The sequence below is a fragment of the Pseudomonas sp. S3_A03 genome, assembly GCF_054668275.1.
Window position 1 is genome coordinate 5,235,946 of sequence record NZ_CP162753.1, and the last position, 16,307, is coordinate 5,252,252.

14 protein-coding genes are annotated in these 16,307 nt (G+C 60.5%); 8 read left to right on the top strand and 6 right to left on the bottom strand.

What is annotated here, in order from left to right:
- The first annotated feature begins 175 nt into the window (after positions 1 to 175).
- Genes AB4O25_RS23955 through AB4O25_RS23965 form a run of 3 tightly spaced genes read left to right on the top strand, consistent with a single transcriptional unit; the run spans position 176 to position 3,028 of the window.
- Positions 176 to 550: a GtrA family protein gene (locus AB4O25_RS23955; RefSeq protein WP_065877215.1), complete on the top strand. Its 375-nt coding sequence runs from the start codon at positions 176 to 178 to the stop codon at positions 548 to 550.
- Positions 547 to 1,515, top strand: a complete 969-nt coding sequence (locus AB4O25_RS23960; RefSeq protein WP_017526314.1) for a glycosyltransferase family 2 protein — start codon at positions 547 to 549, stop codon at positions 1,513 to 1,515. The genes AB4O25_RS23955 and AB4O25_RS23960 overlap by 4 nt, the downstream gene beginning before the upstream one ends.
- Positions 1,502 to 3,028: a glucosyltransferase domain-containing protein gene (locus AB4O25_RS23965; protein WP_460150035.1), complete on the top strand. Its 1,527-nt coding sequence runs from the start codon at positions 1,502 to 1,504 to the stop codon at positions 3,026 to 3,028. Before AB4O25_RS23960 ends, AB4O25_RS23965 begins: the two co-directional genes overlap by 14 nt.
- Positions 3,029 to 3,068: 40 nt before the next feature.
- Here the strand turns inward: AB4O25_RS23965 and AB4O25_RS23970 are convergent, their stop codons facing one another.
- The 5 genes from AB4O25_RS23970 to AB4O25_RS23990 all read right to left on the bottom strand — a co-directional run bounded on the left by AB4O25_RS23970 (position 3,069) and on the right by AB4O25_RS23990 (position 10,909).
- Positions 3,069 to 4,688 carry an FMN-binding glutamate synthase family protein gene (locus AB4O25_RS23970; protein ID WP_017526316.1) on the bottom strand — a complete coding sequence of 540 codons (1,620 nt, stop codon included), beginning with the start codon at positions 4,686 to 4,688 and terminating at the stop codon, positions 3,069 to 3,071.
- A 157-nt stretch (positions 4,689 to 4,845) separates the two neighbouring features.
- The gene (locus AB4O25_RS23975; RefSeq protein ID WP_017526317.1) at positions 4,846 to 6,225 is read right to left on the bottom strand and encodes an ATP-binding protein; all 1,380 of its coding nucleotides are present in this window, start codon (positions 6,223 to 6,225) and stop codon (positions 4,846 to 4,848) included.
- Positions 6,222 to 8,036 (bottom strand): DAHL domain-containing protein, encoded by a 1,815-nt coding sequence (locus tag AB4O25_RS23980; RefSeq protein WP_068937533.1) that lies wholly within the window; start codon positions 8,034 to 8,036, stop codon positions 6,222 to 6,224. The genes AB4O25_RS23975 and AB4O25_RS23980 overlap by 4 nt, the downstream gene beginning before the upstream one ends.
- 10 nt (positions 8,037 to 8,046) lie before the next feature.
- Entirely contained in the window at positions 8,047 to 9,009 is a 963-nt protein-coding gene (locus tag AB4O25_RS23985; RefSeq protein ID WP_017526319.1) for a cytochrome-c peroxidase, read from the bottom strand.
- Between the two features lie 25 nt (positions 9,010 to 9,034).
- Entirely contained in the window at positions 9,035 to 10,909 is a 1,875-nt protein-coding gene (locus AB4O25_RS23990; protein ID WP_460150036.1) for a putative bifunctional diguanylate cyclase/phosphodiesterase, read from the bottom strand.
- Positions 10,910 to 11,128: 219 nt separating this feature from the next.
- On the opposite strand from AB4O25_RS23990, the gene AB4O25_RS23995 reads away from it, so the two are divergent.
- From AB4O25_RS23995 to AB4O25_RS24005, 3 genes are read left to right on the top strand one after another with little or no spacing between them, the layout of a single operon-like run.
- Complete coding sequence (locus AB4O25_RS23995; RefSeq protein ID WP_017526321.1) at positions 11,129 to 12,430, top strand: response regulator c-di-GMP phosphodiesterase, NosR family; 1,302 nt, start codon at positions 11,129 to 11,131, stop codon at positions 12,428 to 12,430.
- 40 nt (positions 12,431 to 12,470) lie between these two features.
- The gene (locus AB4O25_RS24000; RefSeq protein ID WP_017526322.1) at positions 12,471 to 12,884 is read left to right on the top strand and encodes an NUDIX hydrolase; all 414 of its coding nucleotides are present in this window, start codon (positions 12,471 to 12,473) and stop codon (positions 12,882 to 12,884) included.
- Entirely contained in the window at positions 12,884 to 13,390 is a 507-nt protein-coding gene (locus AB4O25_RS24005; protein ID WP_017526323.1) for a GNAT family N-acetyltransferase, read from the top strand. The genes AB4O25_RS24000 and AB4O25_RS24005 overlap by 1 nt, the downstream gene beginning before the upstream one ends.
- A gap of 17 nt (positions 13,391 to 13,407) precedes the next feature.
- Here AB4O25_RS24005 and metR read toward each other — a convergent pair whose 3' ends face one another.
- Positions 13,408 to 14,325 (bottom strand): transcriptional regulator MetR, encoded by a 918-nt coding sequence (gene metR, locus AB4O25_RS24010; protein WP_017526324.1) that lies wholly within the window; start codon positions 14,323 to 14,325, stop codon positions 13,408 to 13,410.
- A 182-nt stretch (positions 14,326 to 14,507) separates the two neighbouring features.
- Here metR and AB4O25_RS24015 point away from each other — a divergent pair, with 182 nt between their 5' ends.
- A complete protein-coding gene (locus AB4O25_RS24015) occupies positions 14,508 to 15,527 on the top strand; it encodes an alpha/beta fold hydrolase (protein WP_017526325.1) in 1,020 nt (339 codons plus the stop codon).
- A gap of 53 nt (positions 15,528 to 15,580) precedes the next feature.
- Positions 15,581 to 16,234, top strand: a complete 654-nt coding sequence (locus tag AB4O25_RS24020) for a DsbA family oxidoreductase (protein WP_017526326.1) — start codon at positions 15,581 to 15,583, stop codon at positions 16,232 to 16,234.
- Positions 16,235 to 16,307 lie beyond the last annotated feature (73 nt).

Here is a 16,307-nt window from a genome sequence, read left to right on the forward strand (position 1 = left end):
CGATGTCATACGCCGTGCGTCGGGCGGGCGCAGGTTGGCGGGATTTGTAAGCAATTGCAAAGGTTGGGTATTACAGAATGTCTCAATTGCGCAGGCGGCGCACCTGTTAGATCTGACAGTAGACGCACCGCTCGGGGCTGTGGCTTGCTGAGCTCAGCCGCAATAGGACGACGGTATGAACAGACTGTGGAAGGGCTTCTCCAGCTACACAGTGATTGGCATCGCCAACACGGTGATCCATTGGCAGCTGTTTTTCGTGTTCAGGGCCGCGTTCGAGTTCAGTCAGGCCATGAGCAACCTCTTCGCCTTTTGCGTGGCGGCGTCGTTCTCCTTTTATATGAATGCGCTCTACACCTTCGCCATGCCGGCCTCGCTGCCCCGCTATGGGCTGTTCATGTTGTGCCTGGGCGGTTTGAGCCTGGGCGTGGGCTGGCTGGGCGACCACTGGCGCGTGCCCGGGCTGGTCACGGTGCTGGTGTTTTCGCTGGTGAGCCTGGTCTGGGGGTTCCTGCTTTCGCGCCTGGTGGTGTTTCGTGAGCGTGCGCGGTGAGGATCTCGCTGGTGGTGCCGCTGTTTAACGAGGAACAGGCGGTGGGCGAGTTCTACCGCGTCGTTCGCCAGGAGTCGACGCTGCATGGCCACACCGTGCAGATGGTGCTGATCAACGATGGCAGCACCGACCGCACCGCCGAATACGCCGGCGCGATTGCCCTGGCCGACAGCAACGTGGTGCTGATCAACTTCTCGCGCAACTTCGGCAAGGAAGCGGCACTGTTCGCCGGGCTGGAGTACGCCACGGGTGACGCCGTTATCCCCATGGACGCGGACCTGCAAGACCCGGTCGAGGTCATCCCGCAGTTGGTTGCCGAATGGCAAAAAGGCGCTGATGTGGTGCTGGCCAAACGTCGCAATCGCGTCAGCGACGGCTACCTCAAGCGCCACAGCGCGTCGCTGTTCTATCACCTGCTCAACCGCATCGCCTACACCCACATCGAAGAAAACGTCGGCGACTTCCGGCTGATGGACCGCAAGGTGGTGGACGTGATCAAGGCGTTGCCCGAGCAGCAATTGTTTATGAAGGGCGTGCTGTCCTGGGCGGGCTTTCGCGTGGCCATCGTCGAATACGACCGCGCCCCCCGCAGCAACGGCCAGAGCAAGTTCAACGCGTGGAAACTGTGGAACCTGGCGTTGGACGGCATCACCTCATTCAGCACCGTGCCGCTGCGGTTGTGGAGTTATATCGGCGGTTGTATCTCGCTGCTGGCGCTGGTGTATGCGGGGTTTCTGGTGATGGACAAAGTGCTGTTCGGCAATGACGTGCCGGGGTATCCGTCGGTGATGACGGCGATCTTGTTTCTGGGTGGGGTGCAACTGATAGGAATCGGCATATTGGGGGAGTATGTGGGGCGCATTTATATGGAGGCCAAGCATCGGCCGCGGTATGTGGTGCAAGAGGTAGTGAGGCAGGCCGTCCAAGGAAATGAATGTGAGGACGTGAGCAATGTGGGCCAATAGGGTATTGAGCAGGCGGGAAGTCTTTGGTTTTTTCCTAGCAGCGTCGATGCTGTATGCGTTTCCTGTTATTCATGCCGATTTCCGGTATATCGACGACAACTGGCGATCGCTGTTATTGGAATATGATCTTTGGCGCGACCAGGGCCGAATCTTGCTGGATTTTATGCTCAAGGGCCTTTCGTTCGCGCCGGCCAAGATAAATATGTTCCCACTGCCTCTGTTGATAGCCATGTTCGTCATTGCTACAGCGATGACCAGTGTGACGTTGTACTTCTTTTCGCGACCCTCGCTGATGACCTGCCTGGTGTTCTTACCGCTATTGTGCAATCCGTTTTTCCTGGGGAATCTGACCTATCAATATGATGGGCCAGGAATGGTGTTGGCGGTGGCAGCCGCTCTCTATGCACTCACCAATAATGCCAAATCCACGGGCTTGCGCTGTGCCGTCTCGGCCCTGTTGATTGCTGTTGTCCTGGGGTTATATCAACTGACCGTAAGTGTATTTGTGGGGCTGTGCGTCGTTGAGTTTGTGTGGAGTGTTAGAAACAAACTTCCGGTCAAGGATGTGTTGTCGGCGGTTCTAGTCCGGGGCCTGCAACTGATAGTGGGCGGGGTGATTTATTTCCTCACGGCCTTTCAGTCTGCGAGCAGTGAGCGCTGCCGGTTCCTGCCGCTGGACAGCTACTGGCTGGAGCAAGTCGGCGCCAAGCTGATGTTTACCCTGGACAAGGTGATGCTGTTATTCAACCCCGTGCTGTGGGCTATTGCCGTTGTACTGTTGGCGGCTGCGGCTACCAGCTATTTGATCGTGGTCAAGCAGATTCCCGAGATGACGGGAAGCATCCTTGGCAAAGCGGTGATAAGCGTCTTGTATCTTTTGGTCGTTCCAATCCTCGCTTTATGTGTGCCTGGCGTCATGTTGCTGCTCGTCGGGGATGATGTGGATGCGCGAAACTATATTGGATTTTCGGTGCTGCTGGTGTTTGTGTTTTTGCTGAGTCATGAGTTGTTTATTCGCGTGTTCAAGAGCGCAACCTGTGTCTTAGTGGTGCCGACGGTTTTCATGTTTTCGTTGTGCTATGCCTATGGTCAGGTGCTGATAGCGAAGAAGGAATTGCAAACTGCAACGGCCACTTATATTGCCTATGACCTGATGTCATACAACGAGCTTAATACCAAGAAGGTGTTTTACTATTTGTCCCATCCGGTGTCGGTCAATTGGATTCCTGGCGCCCACGGCGCAATGACGCAGATGCCGGTGCAGCGTTATATTTTAAGTAGCTCGAATGCCATGTTGTTTCCGGAATTTTTTCCAAGGATCGGTATAACCAACGTTGTGAATGGCTACTTCAAGGGTTTTCAGGCCGAGATAAATGCGCTGAAAACACAGCCGTGCAAGACCGTTGTGAATAATCCGTTTTATGCAATCTGCGTGGTCGGTGACAGTGGTTTTATTACGCTCAAGTACAGGGCCGATCCCGAGGACTACACGGAGCAGTTCAAGCGAGATTGACGCACAGTCGCCCATCGTTGGATGGGCGCATGTATTCGCGTTATGCCGCTTCCACTTCTCGCGGCTCAAAACTATCCGCCCGCGCCATCTGCCACATGCGTGAATAAAACTGGCCGTTCACTTCACCCGTGAGCAATTCACCGGGTTTGAGGAAGATGTGCAACTGCGAAAACAGTTTGATCTCGGTGGCCGACATGCGCCGTACCAGGTGCTTGGCCGAGAGTTGCGAAGGGTGATCCAGCCCGGCCGCCGCGAGCATTTCGGCCAGGGCCTTGAGCGTGTTGCGGTGGAAGTTGAACACCCGCTGGGCCTTGTCCGGCACCACCAGCGCGCGTTGGCGCAGTGGGTCCTGGGTGGCGACGCCGGTGGGGCATTTGTTGGTGTGGCAGCTTTGCGACTGAATGCAGCCGATGGCGAACATAAAGCCGCGCGCCGAGTTGGCCCAGTCGGCGCCGATGGCCAGGACACTGGCGATGTCGAATGCGCTGACGATCTTGCCGCTGGCGCCCAGCTTGATCTTGTCGCGCAGGTTCAGGCCCACCAGGGTGTTGTGTACGAACAACAGGCCTTCACGCAGCGGCACGCCGATATGGTCGGTGAACTCCACGGGCGCGGCACCGGTGCCGCCTTCCTTGCCGTCGACCACGATGAAGTCGGGCAGGATGCCGGTTTCGAGCATGGCCTTGGCGATGCCCATGAATTCCCACGGGTGGCCCAGGCAGAACTTGAAGCCCACCGGTTTGCCGCCGGACAGTTCACGCAGTTGGGCAATGAACTGCATCAGCTCGATCGGCGTGGAAAACGCACTGTGGCGCGACGGTGAGACACAGTCTTCACCCATCAGGATGCCGCGGGTTTCGGCGATTTCCTGGGTCACTTTGTGCTTGGGCAGGATCCCGCCATGGCCGGGTTTGGCGCCTTGGCTCATCTTGATTTCGATCATGCGTACCTGCGGGTCCTGCGCCTGCGCGGCGAAGCGTTCCGGGTCGAAACGACCGTCGCGGGTGCGGCAGCCGAAGTAGCCGCTGCCCAGTTCCCAGGTCAGGTCGCCGCCGTTTTCGCGGTGGTACGGGCTGATGCTGCCTTCGCCGGTGTCGTGGGCGAAGTTACCCAGCTGGGCGCCTTTGTTGAGCGCGCGGATTGCATTGGCGCTCAATGAGCCAAAACTCATCGCCGAAATATTGAACACCGAGGCCGAGTACGGCTGCGTGCACTGCGGGCCGCCGACCATGACGCGAAACGCGCTGGGGTCGCTCAGCGGCGCGGGGCGCATGGAGTGGCCGATAAATTCGAAGCCCGACTGGTACACATCGATCAAGGTGCCGAAGGGTTTGTCGGCGGTTTCATTCTTGGCGCGCGAATACACCAGCGAGCGTTGGGCCCGGGAGAAGGGCAGGGCGTCGCTGTCGGATTCGAGCAGGTACTGGCGGATTTCCGGGCGGATGGCTTCCACCAGGTAACGGATATTGCCCAGGATCGGGTAGTTGCGGCGTACCGCGTGGGGGCTTTGCAGCAGGTCGAACAGGCCGATCAGGCTCAGCAGGCCGGTGACCAGGCTGATGGGCCATAGCCATTCATGTTCGATAAAGGGGAGGCTGGCGAGGGTGAAAATGACGCACACGGCAAAGAAGGCGTAGCGGCTTAGCAAGGACAGGCTCATACGGTTTCCTTGGGTTCGGACTCTGCAGGTCGATGCGGCATTCTGCGCCTGTCAGCCGATTGAAAACAGCGTGTGTGCTTTCAACCAGGCATTTGCGCAGCTGCGCACAGACCGTGCGGGCTGTTTTTATCCACGACGTTCGCGTTTGAGCCGGGCCCTACGCCGCCGTCTGCCGAATCGGCAACACCACCCGAAACGTAGTGCCCTTGCCCAGCTCGCTGCTCACCGAGATATCGCCGCGGTGTTTCTTGACGATGCCGTAGGAGAGTGACAACCCCAGGCCCGTGCCTTCGCCCACCGGTTTGGTGGTGAAAAACGGGTCGAAGATTTTCTGCACCGTGTCCGGGCTGATCCCGCAGCCGTTGTCCGCTACCTCCAGCCAGATGTTCTCGCCCTCCACGCCATTGCTGATGGTAATGGTGCCGCGTTCCGGCCCCATGGCTTGCGCCGCGTTGACCACCAGGTTCATCACCACTTGATTGAGCTGCGAGGCCAGGCATTCGATTTCCGGCAGCGGCGTGTAGTGTTTCACCACGTCGGCCTTGTACTTGAGTTCGCTGGCGACGATGTTCAGCGTGGAATCGATGCCTTGTTGCAGATTGGCGAATTGCCAGGTCTGGTCGTTGTCCACCCGCGAGAAGTTCTTCAGGTCCTTGACGATCTGCACCACGCGGCCGATGCCTTCCTTGGATTCGCGGATCAGGATCGGAATGTCGTCCTTGAGAAAATCCAGCTCAAGCTCATTGCGCAAGGCTTTGAGCTGATCGCGTTGTTCGCCCGGCGCAAGGCTTTCTTCGGCGCGCAGGTAAGCGTCCAGCATCTGTTGCAGCTGGGTGAAGTAGCCGTCCAGGGTGCTGAGGTTAGATGAGATAAACCCCACGGGGTTGTTGATCTCATGGGCCACGCCTGCTGCCAGTTGCCCCAGCGAGGCGAGTTTTTCCGACTGCACCAGTTGGCTTTCGAGTTGCTTGCGTTCGTCGATTTCCACTTGCAGCGCCTGGGTGCGCTGTTCAACCAACTGTTCCAGGTGCGCGGTTTGCAGCGAGGCGCGACGGGCCATGTCCCATTTGTTGGCCAGGGTATTGGCCATCTGCTGCACTTCGATGTTATCGAACGGTTTTTTCAGGATCAGTAAACGGTCGTGGCCGTTCAGGCGGTGCAGCAGTTCGTCCCAGGAATAATCCGAATACGCGGTGCACACCACCACTTGCAGGCCGGGGTCGACTTTCCACAACTCTTCGATGGTCTTGGCGCCGTCCCAGCCCTGGGGCATGCGCATGTCGACAAATGCCAGGGCATAGGGGCGTTTGTCGGCCATCGCGGTGGTCAACAATTGCAAGCCTTCTTCGCCGCCATAGGCCGAGTGCAAGTCAAAGGGTTGCGCCGTGGGGGCATTGGTGTCACCGAAGAGCGCCGACTCCATGTCATCCAGCGCCTGGTTGGTCTCAACGGCGGGCATCAGGATTTTGCGGAAGTCATCGTGAATCGACGGGGTGTCGTCGATCAGCAAAATGCGCCGGTTAGGGGGTTGGTTCATAGGGGGCTTCCGGCAGGGGTCATAGGGATCGTCAAGGTAAACACCGCGCCCAGGCCGGGCCCGTCGCTGTGTGCGCTGAGCTGGCCATGCATTTCCACGGCGGCCAGGGCGCAGCTGTGCAAACCGAAGCCGTGGCCTTCCTTGCGGGTGGTAAAACCGTGGGTAAAGATGCGCGTCATGTTTTCGGCGGGGATGCCTTCGCCGTCGTCCTTCACGCTGATCTGCACGGTGTTGTCTTCCAGTTGCTTGACCGCCAGGGTTATCTGCCGCGCCCGGTCGCTGAGGTTGGACATGGCGTACTTGGCGTTGCTGATCAGGTTGACCATGATCAGCAGCAGGCGATGTTTGTCCGCCATGATCTCCGGGACCTGCCCATACTCCTTGACCACCGTGACGTTGTGACGGCTCAGCGCGCCGGCGTTCATGCGCAGGGCGTCTTCCATCAAGGCGCTGATGTGTACCGGTTCCAGCAGGGTGGACGCACCGGCATAGGATTGCTGGGTCGAGACGATGTCCTTGATGTGGTCGACGCTTTTGCTCAGCTGTGCCAGCTCGTCGGTCATGCCTTGCTGTTCGACGGCAATGGCCTCCACCAGTTGGTTGAGATAGTCGGGCAGCAGCTTGCCTTTTTCATGCTCAGTGAGAAACGCGCCCAGGTCACCCCGGTGCTCGTTGATCAACTGCATGGCCTTGCCCAGGCCCAGCGCTTTGCTGCTGCGCAGCTTGCGGGTAACGATGTCGGCGGAGATGTTCACGCTGTTGAGTACGTTGCCGACGTTGTGCAGCACGTTGGTGGCGATCTCCGCCATGCCCGCCTGGCGCGCGCTGTCGAGCAGTTCGCTCTGTGCATCCTTGAGTTGCTGGGTGCGCCGCTCCACCCGTTGTTCGAGGGTTTCGTTGGCCGCCTGCAAGGCGCGGTTGACCCGGTTGATCTCGGCGAAGCTACGCAGCAGGCGCACCGCCAGGTACACCAGCACCACCACCAGTAAGGTCGAGAAAATCAGCAGGTAGCGGTGGTATTGATCGTCGCTCAGGTCCGCCGCTTGCTGGTCCTGGTCGAGGTGGGTGGTCAAGTCGTCCAGGCGCTCGGCCACAGGCACGGCGGCAATGCGTTCGAGCAAGGTATTAACCACCGGCTGTTCGCGCAGAATCAGCGAGATGTGGTTGCTGAGGATCTCCACCGGGGCCTGGAAATCGCTGGGCAGGCGCTCTTTGTTGATCGCCAGTTTGCCCAGGCCCACGAGGATATCGGCGGCGCGTTCGTCGCTGGTGACCTGGGCGAACTCCAGGCTACTGAGCAGCAGGTCGTAGGTGTCGCTGGCCACGCCTTGCAGTTGCAGCCGGCCTTCCCCGTCGATGCGATTGAACTCCGCCTGGATGTCGTCTTCGGCGGTGGGTAGAAACGCGAGCGAGTTGCGCAGCACCGCGTTGTGGGACTTGAACTGGTCCACCAACCGCGCTTTTTCCTGGATCGCGACCTGGTAAGCCGCGTGGCTGGCCTGCCAGCGCGCCAGGTCTTGCAGGCTGTGGTACGTCCCCCGGTTGTTGAGGTCGGCCCACAGTCGGGTCATTTCCGCCAGCGGTGTCACCAGTGGGTCGTAGTTGTGGGTGATCGCGATACGGGCCTTGAGCACCTCGCTGTCCCACTGCGCATTGAGCTGCTGCAACTGGCGGATCAAGTCCCGCGACTGGGTGTAGCTGGCCGTCTGGTCACGGGATGATTTGAGGTACAGAAACGTTAGCGTCGAGGCCAGCAACAGGGCGACCAGGCCGAGCAATAACAAGCTGGTGTGGCGGCGGATGAAGCTCATGACGGTCTGCTCATAAAGGCTTGCCCGCCCATTCGCCGGTCAGGGTCTTGAGAAACTGAATAATCAAGTCTTTGTCTTCCTGGCTCGGGTTGCGCCCCAACTGGTACTTGAACATCACATCCACCGCCTCAGCCAGGGTGTTGGCTGACGCATCGTGAAAGTACGGCGCGGTCACGGCGACATTGCGCAGGCTGGGTACCTTGAATACGTGGCGGTCGTCCTCGTCCTGGGTCAACAGGTAGCGCCCCAGGTCCGCTTCGATCGGGTTGCCACGCGCTTTGAAGTAGTCGCCCATTACGCCGAACTTCTGAAACATATTGCCGCCGATGTTGATGCCCTGGTGGCAGGCGATGCAGCCGTATTCCTTGAAGCGCTGGTAACCGTATTTTTCCTGGGTGGTGAGTATATCGGTATTGCCCAGCAGGTATTGGTCAAAGCGCGAGTTGGGCGTGAGCAGCGTGCGCTCATAGCTGGCCAGGGCGTTTTGCACATTGGCGGCGGTGACGCCGTCGGGGTAGGCCTGGCTGAAGGCGCGCTGGTAGAGGGGCAGGTCGGTGAGGTTGTGCACCACGGTTTTCCAGTCGCTGCCCATTTCCACGGGGCTGATGACCACCTGTTCGATCTGCGCTTCCAGCGTGTCCACCCGGCCATTCCAGAACTGCTTGAAATTCAGGCTGGCGTTGAACACCGAGGGAGTGTTGATTTCCACCGGTTTGCCGTCGAAGCCAAGGGAGAACGGCTTGTCATCGGCGCCGCCGGTCTCCAGGCGATGGCAACTGGCGCAGGACAGCGTGTTGTTCACCGACAGGCGCGGCTCGTTGAACAGTCGGCGGCCCAACTCGACCTTGGCCGCGTCCAACACCGGAACCGCCGGTAAGGGTTTGAGTGCCTCGTCCAGCGGCGCGGCCATCGCCGGCAAGGCAAAGCCCACGATGAGGGCCAGGCCGAAACCGTAAATCGAGACTTCGCTCAAGCGAGCACTCCTTGCAAGCGTGGGGCTATAGACGGGTTATCGGCATGGCGCAGCCCATCTGCAGTAACTGGGCGAAATCTTTTGCCGGTACCGCCTTGCTGAACAGGAAACCCTGGCCTTCTTCGCAGTCCTGGGCCCTGAGGAAGTCCAGTTGTTCGGCGGTCTCCACGCCTTCGGCGATGATGTTCAGTTCCAGGCTTTTGCCCATGCCGATGATCGCGCTGATCAACTGTGCGTCCTGGCTGTTGACGTTCAAGCCGCGCACAAACGATTGGTCGATTTTCAGCACGTCGATGGGAAAACGTCGCAGGTAACTGAGGCTGGAGTAACCGGTACCGAAATCATCCAGGGCCAGGCGTACGCCCATGGCCTTGATCTTGTGCAGGGTCTCCACGGTGTCGTCGACGTTTTGCATCAGCACGCTTTCGGTGATCTCCAGTTCCAACTGGTGGGCGGGCAGCCCGGTTTCCTTGAGGATCGTGGCCAGATTGTCGATAAAGTCGCGCTGGCGAAAGTCGATGGCCGAGATATTCACCGAGACGGGCAACGCCGGCAGCCCCATCGCATTCCAGCTTTGCACTTGCTCGCAGGCCTGGCGCAGGACCCATTGGGTGAGGCGGACAATCAAGCCGCTGTCTTCGGCCACCGGGATGAAGTCGGTCGGGTTGACCCAGCCCGAGCGCGGCTGAAACCAGCGTATCAGCGCCTCGGCACCGACGATCTGCCCGGACTTGAGGGCCAGCTTGGGCTGGTAGTGCAGCACGAACTCATCGCGCTCCAGCGCCTGGCGAATGGCGCTTTCCAGGTTTTGCTGGTGCTGGGCGCGCAAGTTCATGTCTTCGGTATAAAAACTGAAATCGTCCGGGCCGCGTTCCTTGCTGGTGTGCATCGCGGTTTCGGCCTGCTTGATCAGCACCACGGCATTGGTGCTGTCATTGGGGTAAATGCTGATGCCCAGGCTGGCGGTGACACTCAGGTCATGCCCGGCGACATGGCGGGTGGCGCTGATGGCCATGAGCACCTTCTGCGCAATGTGCTGGGTTTGCTGGGGATGCAGCACATCATTGAGCAGGATCACGAACTCATCGGAGCCGTAGCGAAACACCGAGTCTGATTCGCGCACGCTGGCGGCCAGGCTCTGGCTGACCAGCTGGAGCACCTCGTCGCCCACCGGATACCCCAAGGCATTGTTGATGCGCTTGAAGCGGTCGAGCCCGATAAACATCACCGCCAATTGCGTGTCATGCCGCCGGCCGAGGGCCATGGCCTGGGTCAGCCGGTCACCGAGCAGCGTGCTGTTGGGCAACTGGGTGAGGGCGTCGTACTGCAACAGGTGCGAGACCTTGAGCAGCTCCTGCACGCGTTCTTCGATGGTGCGCTCCAGGCTGATGACCTTGAGCGCGGCGTCCTGGGCGAGCTGCCATTTCCAGGTCAGGGCGCTGGCCATCTGGCGGATTTCCAGCTGGTCGAAGGGTTTTTTCAGGATCAGCAACTGGTCGTTGAACTTCAACCGCGCTTCGATCGCCTCGAAGGAATAATCCGAATAGGCGGTACACAACGCGATTTGCAGGTTGGGATCGACGTTCCACAGCTGTTCGATGGTTTGCAGGCCATCCCAGCCGGGCGGCATGCGCATGTCGATAAACACCATGGCATAGGGGGCGTTGGCGGCCAGGGCCTGGTTCACCAGGGCCAGGGCTTCCTGGCCCTGGTAGGCGGAGTCGAGCATGAACGCCTGGCGTGGGGGCGTGGTGGTGCCGAACAGGGTTTCTTCAAGGGTGTCCAGGGACTGCTCGTGCGCGGCCTCGGCACACAGGATCTTGCGGAAATCCGTATGGATGGAGGCGGTGTCATCGACGATCAAAATGCGCCGGTTGGCGCGTGCCGAACCCGAGTTCATGGCGCAATCCCCAACGGCAAAAGGTTCGACGGCATAACGAGTCCTTCCTTGGTTCTACTTCTGAGCGGGGGGCAGGGCTGCTTTGACAGCATAGTCCAGCTCCCTTGAAATTGACGGCCAGTTGGCGTCAAATCAACCCCGCGCCAAAAGCGAGGGAAGACGGCTTGGCACACGGGTTCAATCTAGCTCAATTCAGTTTAATGTGAAGGCGCCGCAGGCATGGAAGAACAACTCGCTACCAAACCCACGATTTTGCTGGTCGACGATGAAGAGTCGATCCTAAACAGCCTGCGCCGTCTGTTACGCGGCCAGCCTTTCGATGTGGTACTCGCCGGCGGCGGTGCCCAGGCCCTGGAGATCATGGCGGCCCAGCCCATCGACCTGGTGATGAGCGACGCACGCATGCCCGGCATGGACGGCGCGCAGTTGTTGGCCGAGGTGCACCGGTTGTACCCCACCACCAGTCGTATCCTGCTGACCGGTTATGCCGACGTGCCGACGATCATCAAGGCGATCAACGACGGGCAGATCCACCGCTATATCGCCAAGCCCTGGAACGACGAAGAGCTCAAGCTGATCCTGCAACAGGCCCTGGAACACCAGCGCCTGGAACGCTTGACCCATGCGCAGAACGAGCAACTCAAGACGCTCAATGCCACCCTGGAAAAACGCGTGGCCGCGCGCACCAGTGAGCTGCAACAGACCGCCGACATGCTCGACCTGGCCTACGACGAGCTCAAGCGCAGCTACGTGACCGGCACCGAAGTGTTTTCGCTATTGGCCAACCTGCGCCTGCCCAAGGCCAAACAGACCAACCGCGCGCTGATCGAACTGGTGCGCGTGTACTGCGCCGCCCAGTTTATCGACGAAGCCACGTCGCGTGACCTGGCGATGGCCGCCGCGCTGTACAACATCGGCAAGCTGAGCTGGAGCGACAGCATGCTGAACGAGCCGGCCGACAAGCTCTATAGCACTGATCGCGAGCGGTACCGTGGCTACCCGACCCAGAGCGAGTCGCTGTTGATGACCCTGGAGCCGATGAAGGATGCGGCGCGGATGATTCGCCATCACCAGGAACGTTGGGACGGCACTGGCTTTCCCGACCGCCTCAAGGGCGACGCGATTCCGTTTGGCTCGCGCCTGCTGAAACTCGCGGTGGATTTCATTGAGCTGCAGAAGGGGCTGATCCTTGAGCGCCATTTGAACAGCGATGAAGCGCTGCTTTATATCCGCAAATATGCCGGGCGCCTTTACGACCCGGACCTGGTCGAAGACTTCGTCCTGGCCTGCGCCACGTTCCTCAGCGACGTGACCCTGGGCGACCCGACCGTTAAAGCCTTGAGCACCCGCGAGCTGGAGGCCGGCATGGTGCTGGCGCGCAACCTCAATGCCGATAACGGCATGCTGCTGCTCAACGCCGGCAAGGTGCTGAACCTGCCGCTGGTGGACAAACTCATCGCGTTCGAAGCGATGGAAGGCGCCAAGTACAGCGTATTTATCAAGGAACCGGACGAGGCGTGAGCTGCGTTCCCTCATTGTTTGAATCGATGGCTTTTATCCTATGCCCACGACTATCCGCATCGCCGCCGCGCTCCTGATCAATGCCGACGGCCAGACCCTGCTGGTGCGCAAGCGCGGCACTCAGGCCTTTATGCAACCGGGCGGCAAGATCGACGCCGGCGAACAACCCGCGCAAGCCTTGGCGCGTGAATTGCACGAAGAACTGAACCTGCACATCGACCCGGAACACGCCCTTTACCTCGGGCAGTTCTCGGCGCCGGCGGCCAACGAGCCGGGTTGCACCGTACACGCTGAAATGTTCCAGGTTCAGGTCGACGGGGCGCTGAGCCCGGCTGCCGAGATCGAAGAAGTCTGCTGGATCGACCCGGCGGGCGACGGCGGCCTGCACCTGGCGCCACTGACGCGGGACCTGATCCTGCCGTTCTATCGCGCCTCACTGGCTACGCCGGCCTGATGCTCATACGCGCGCTGGTGGCCAGTGATGCCCAGGCTTATCGGGCATTGATGCTTGAGGCGTATGGGGTTTATCCCCAAGCGTTCACCTCCAGCGTGGCCGAGCGCGCGTCGATGCCGTTGAGCTGGTGGGAAAAACGCCTGGACAACCCGCTGGACCGGCTGTTCGGCGCGTTTGCGGATGACCGGCTGGCGGGCATCGTCGGCCTGGCCTTCGAACCCCGGGAAAAGGCCCGGCACAAGGTGACGTTGTTCGGTATGTACGTGAACGCGGCCTATCAGCGCCACGGCCTGGGCCGTCGGTTGGTGGAGGCGGCGCTGGGTGAGGCGCGCCAACGGGCGGGCCTCAAGGTGATTCAACTGACCGTCACCGCCGGCAACGATGCCGCGTTTGCGCTCTATCAACGGTGCGGTTTTATCCAGTACGGCCTGGAGCCGTTGGCCGTGCGGGTGGGCCTTGAGTACTTCGACAAGATCCACATGTGGCGCGAACTCCAACCCGATTGATTCAGACAGCGGGTTAATCAGCGCACCGCGCTCACCCCATCCAAGGTCGAAAACGACGTGTCCTTGGCCGTCAGCAAAAAGTCGCGCATGTAGGGCGCGTCCAGCATGTCCGCACGGATCCCCGCATATAACGTCGCAAACAGGCCTTTTTCGCCCAGGCGCTTGGCCTTCACGTAGCCGCGCGAGCTGTATTCATGCAGCGCCCAATGGGGCATGCCGCACACGCCACGGCCGCTGGCCACCAGTTGCATCATCATTACCGTCAGCTCCGACGTGCGCACCTGAGCCGGTTCCACGTCGGCCGGTTCCAGGAAACGGGTGAAGATGTCCAGGCGGTCACGTTCCACCGGGTAGGTGATCAGCGTTTCGGTGAGCAGGTCTTCGGGCACGATATACGCCTTGGTCGCCAGCGCGTGCTGGTTGGCCACGGCCAGCATGGCTTCGTAGGTAAACAGCGGCACATAGGTGATGCCCGGCAGTTCCAGCGGGTCGGAGGTCACCACCAGGTCCAGGTCGCCGCGGGCCAAGGCCGGCAATGGCGCAAAGGCAAAACCGGAGGCCAGGTCCAGCTCGACTTCGGGCCAGGCATCGCGGAACTGGTCGATGGTCGGCATCAGCCACTGAAAGCAACTGTGGCATTCGATGGCCATGTGCAACCGCCCGGCCGTGCCGCCGGCCAACCGCGCGATATCGCGCTCGGCGCCGCGCAGCAAGGGCAGGGTCGCGTCGGCCAGTTGCAGCAGGCGCAGACCGGCGCTGGTGAAGCGCAGCGGCTTGGTCTTGCGCACGAACAACGGCATGCCCAGGCGCTCTTCCAGCTCCTTGAACTGGTGGGACAATGCCGATTGCGTCAGGTGCAGGCGCTCGGCGGCTTCCACCAGGCTGTCGGCTTCGCGCAGGGCGTGCAGGGTCTTGAGGTGACGGATCTCGAGCACAGGCTCTCCATGAAGACAATTTGTGATGAAAACGAATAGCGTGAGTTTGTCTCATGTTGCAAAGCGTGTCGACCATGACCACTGGGCACACTTCATCAAACTGTCATCGAACTGTGGCAGCGCGCTTGAACAAAGTTCATCAGACTCGCGCTCTACTGGGGTTCTGCGTTTCGGTGTTTTTCATGCGTGTGTTGCTTTTATTGGCCGCCTTCCTGTTCGGCCTGCCGTCTTTTGCGGCGTCTCGATGTGATGTCAATGTCCCGACCCAAACGGTTGATCTGGAAACGGTGAGCATCGCCTACCAGAGTATCGGCCGTGCGTCCGACCCGGCCTTGCTGCTGGTGATGGGCCTGGGCGGGCAATTGATCCACTGGCCGGATGAAGTGGTCGTCGCCCTGTGCCAGCAGGGCTTTCGGGTGATCCGCTATGACAACCGCGATGTGGGCCTGTCCACTTGGCGCCAGCCGCCGGCCACTGCCAATCTCACGTTCGAAGTGCTGCGCTACAAACTCGGCCTGCCGGTGGCGGCGCCTTACACGCTGACCGATATGGCCGATGACGCCCTGGGGTTGATGGATGCGCTGCAGATTCGACAATTCCACGTGCTGGGCGCGAGCATGGGCGGCATGATCGCCCAGCATCTTGCGGCCATGGCGCCGCAGCGGGTGGAGAGCCTCACGCTGGTCATGACCAGCTCCGGCGCCGAAGGCTTGCCGGCACCGAGTGCGGCGCTGGTACAGCTACTGTCACGGCGTGGCGCGCCCAACCGTGAAGTGGCCCTGGAGCAACAGGCCGATTTGCTTGCCGCACTCGGCAGCCCGACGGTAAAGGACGACCGCCAGGCGTTGCTGCACCAGGCGGCGCTGTCCTACGACCGCGCCTTCAACCCGGACGGCGTGAAGCGCCAAATCATGGCGATCCTCGCCGAACCCAGCCGCGTGCCGCTGCTCAACCAACTGCGCGTGCCGACCCTGGTGGTGCACGGCACCGCCGACCCGTTGTTGCCGGTGATGCACGGCGTGCACCTGGCCGCGCATATCCAGGGCAGCCAGCTGAAGCTGATTCCCGGCATGGCCCATCGTTTCCAGGAAGCGTTCAAGGCGCCGCTGCTGACGGCGGTGTTGCCGTACCTGCAAGCCCATCGTGAAGATGCGGCGCACTGGGCGCAGATTGAACCGGTGGCGCCTGCGAAGCTGTTGTGAGGTGGTGTATGGTGCAACCTTTGCGGCACATTTTGCCTACGAGGTTGCCTGTCATGAGTACTCCCCTGAAAATCGATTTCGTCAGCGACGTGTCCTGCCCCTGGTGCATCATCGGCCTGCGCGGGCTGACCGAAGCCCTCGACCAGTTGGGCGCCGAGGTGCAGGCCGAGATTCATTTCCAGCCGTTCGAACTGAACCCGAATATGCCCGCCATCGGTCAGAACATCGTTGAGCACATCACCGAAAAATACGGCTCCAGCGCCGAAGAATCCCAGGCCAACCGCGCGCGCATCCGCGACATGGGCGCCGCGCTGGGCTTCGCGTTCCGCACCGATGGCCAGAGCCGCATCTACAACACCTTCGACGCGCACCGCCTGCTGCATTGGGCCGGGTTGGAAGGCTTGCAGTACAACCTCAAGGAGGCGCTGTTCAAGGCCTACTTCAGCGATGGCCAGAACCCGTCCGACCACGCCACCCTGGCGATCATCGCTGAAAGCGTCGGCCTGGACATCCAGCGCGCCGCCGCGATCTTGGCCTCGGATGAATACGCTGCCGAGGTACGCGAGCAGGAGCAGCTGTGGATCTCCCGTGGCGTGAGCTCGGTGCCGACCATCGTGTTCAACGACCAATACGCGGTGAGCGGCGGCCAGCCGGCTGAAGCGTTCGTGGGCGCGATTCGCCAGATCATCAACGAAGCAAAATCCTGAATGTGGGAGGGGGCAAGCCCCCTCCCACATTTGTTTCTCACTGTCCTTGAGTTAAGCGCTGGCCCGCCCCTTG

Excerpts from the sequence above, each read along its gene's own strand:
- AB4O25_RS23965 (WP_460150035.1), top strand. The coding sequence starts at position 1,502 with ATGTGGGCCAATAGGGTATTGAGCAGGCGGGAAGTCTTTGGTTTTTTC.
- AB4O25_RS24005 (WP_017526323.1), top strand. The coding sequence starts at position 12,884 with ATGCTCATACGCGCGCTGGTGGCCAGTGATGCCCAGGCTTATCGGGCA.
- AB4O25_RS23980 (WP_068937533.1), bottom strand. The coding sequence starts at position 8,036 with ATGAGCTTCATCCGCCGCCACACCAGCTTGTTATTGCTCGGCCTGGTC.
- AB4O25_RS23975 (WP_017526317.1), bottom strand. The coding sequence starts at position 6,225 with ATGAACCAACCCCCTAACCGGCGCATTTTGCTGATCGACGACACCCCG.
- AB4O25_RS23990 (WP_460150036.1), bottom strand. The coding sequence starts at position 10,909 with ATGAACTCGGGTTCGGCACGCGCCAACCGGCGCATTTTGATCGTCGAT.
- AB4O25_RS23955 (WP_065877215.1), top strand. The coding sequence starts at position 176 with ATGAACAGACTGTGGAAGGGCTTCTCCAGCTACACAGTGATTGGCATC.
- AB4O25_RS24000 (WP_017526322.1), top strand. The coding sequence starts at position 12,471 with ATGCCCACGACTATCCGCATCGCCGCCGCGCTCCTGATCAATGCCGAC.
- AB4O25_RS24015 (WP_017526325.1), top strand. The coding sequence starts at position 14,508 with ATGCGTGTGTTGCTTTTATTGGCCGCCTTCCTGTTCGGCCTGCCGTCT.
- AB4O25_RS24020 (WP_017526326.1), top strand. The coding sequence starts at position 15,581 with ATGAGTACTCCCCTGAAAATCGATTTCGTCAGCGACGTGTCCTGCCCC.
- AB4O25_RS23995 (WP_017526321.1), top strand. The coding sequence starts at position 11,129 with ATGGAAGAACAACTCGCTACCAAACCCACGATTTTGCTGGTCGACGAT.
- AB4O25_RS23970 (WP_017526316.1), bottom strand. The coding sequence starts at position 4,688 with ATGAGCCTGTCCTTGCTAAGCCGCTACGCCTTCTTTGCCGTGTGCGTC.